This is a genomic window from Sulfitobacter sp., assembly GCF_041552635.1.
Classification (GTDB): Bacteria; Pseudomonadota; Alphaproteobacteria; order Rhodobacterales; family Rhodobacteraceae; genus Sulfitobacter.
In genome coordinates this window covers 1-1,441 of record NZ_JBFEKM010000359.1, presented here as the reverse complement: position 1 = coordinate 1,441, position 1,441 = coordinate 1, and the positions used below count along the sequence as shown (strand labels likewise).

2 protein-coding genes and 1 tRNA gene are annotated in these 1,441 nt (G+C 57.5%); 2 read left to right on the top strand and 1 reads right to left on the bottom strand.

All coding sequences use genetic code 11. The features are described 5' to 3' along the window. Positions 1-90 precede the first annotated feature (90 nt). On the top strand, positions 91-657 hold the full coding sequence (locus tag ABYT07_RS21070) for a hypothetical protein (protein WP_372993947.1): 567 nt from the start codon (positions 91-93) through the stop codon (positions 655-657). Then, positions 654-1,100, top strand: a complete 447-nt coding sequence (locus ABYT07_RS21065; protein WP_372993946.1) for a hypothetical protein — start codon at positions 654-656, stop codon at positions 1,098-1,100. Before ABYT07_RS21070 ends, ABYT07_RS21065 begins: the two co-directional genes overlap by 4 nt. A 200-nt stretch (positions 1,101-1,300) precedes the next feature. Here the strand turns inward: ABYT07_RS21065 and ABYT07_RS21060 are convergent. Beyond that, positions 1,301-1,391, bottom strand: a tRNA-Ser gene (locus tag ABYT07_RS21060). Between the last annotated feature and the right edge of the window lie 50 nt (positions 1,392-1,441).

Sequence of the window (1,441 nt, the reverse complement as noted above, 5' to 3'; positions counted from 1 at the left end):
TCGGCATCCCAGCTTCTTGCTCTTTGATCATCCCAATAATCTGGGCTTCGCTAAATCGGCTCTTTCGCATCTGTTTGCTCCTTCGAAAGGTTGAGCAAACTCTACATCAAAGTGACGGGAAACTTCGGGGGGCAGGTCAATTGGATTGCGCGAATAGGCCGCCACACTTGCATCTACCGCGCCTTCCATCTTTGTGATGGCGGCTTGAATGCTTCCAGGTTGATTGGGACTGAATTCAACAGTCGTCAAACTGCCGTCGAGGCGCGCAAGCGCCTTTTGTGCCTGATCAAGTTCTTTAAGGAGTTTGTCCAACCCCTGCATTCCCACCTCCTGCACACCGCCTCCTGCCACGCGGCGGGGCTGGATCGTCCGTCCCGGTTTGTCTGCTCGCGGCGTGTGATCGTCAGCATCAACCACCCCGGGTTTGAGGGCGGCGAGGAGTGCGGCACCCTGATTGGCCGGCTTGATGCGCCGCTGGTGGACCGCATGAACGATGTGCGCGCCCGCTTGCAGGCCGAGGCAGACATCAAGGCCGAGGCCCGGCGGGAGCGTCGGGAGGAACAGGCGCGCTGGCAACGCGAAGAGCGCGGTTTCCTGGAGCGGAACCGCGCATCTCGCGCAGCCAACACCCCCAAACGCAAAGGAGGTCTCGTATGACCCACCAACTTCTGCCCATCACATATGACAATATCGAAGCCATCGCTGCGGCAGCCTTCGCTAAATCCCGTGACTGCATCACGGCGATCCGGATCGACGTGTTGCACAACATTCAACCGCTGAAACGGCTTGGGTTTGAACGTCTGATCAAGATCATCGAAGCCCGCCAGATCTTCAAGCCAGAGATCCTGGAGGAACTGGACGTGCAGATGGATTTTCTCACCCGGGAGATCGACAAGGGCACGACCGTTCATCAACACCGCGACTATGATGAGTGCAACGTTTCGGCGCCTGCCTGCTGGCAAGAGACGCAAACGACCGAGCGTGCGGATGAGCTGGGCCGGGCGATGATCATGTTCTTCGAGCTCTACGAGACCCTGCAAGCCGTGCACGACCTGATGCACGCGCAGGAGGCTTTGGACGCGTTGCGCCAGAGCCTCTGATTTTCAGAGGCACGCGGGCTTAGACACCCCGCGTCAGGCGCGCTGGCGCCCCTTCTGCTGCTACAGATGCCGGCGCGCCACATAATGAACGAGAAGAAATGTGTAGCAAATTGTGTAGCAGCTCGACGCGGTCGGGCGTGCTTGGATAAAGATAATATGTTGTTTTAGAAAAATAAAACCTGAATACGATGCAGGTTTTATGGCGGAGAGACAGGGATTCGAACCCTGGGAACCCTTTAGAGGCTCAACGGTTTTCGAAACCGTCCCGTTCGACCACTCCGGCACCTCTCCGCATCGGTGTGGTGCGCCCGTTTAGTATTGATTGATCAGGCTGACAAGGG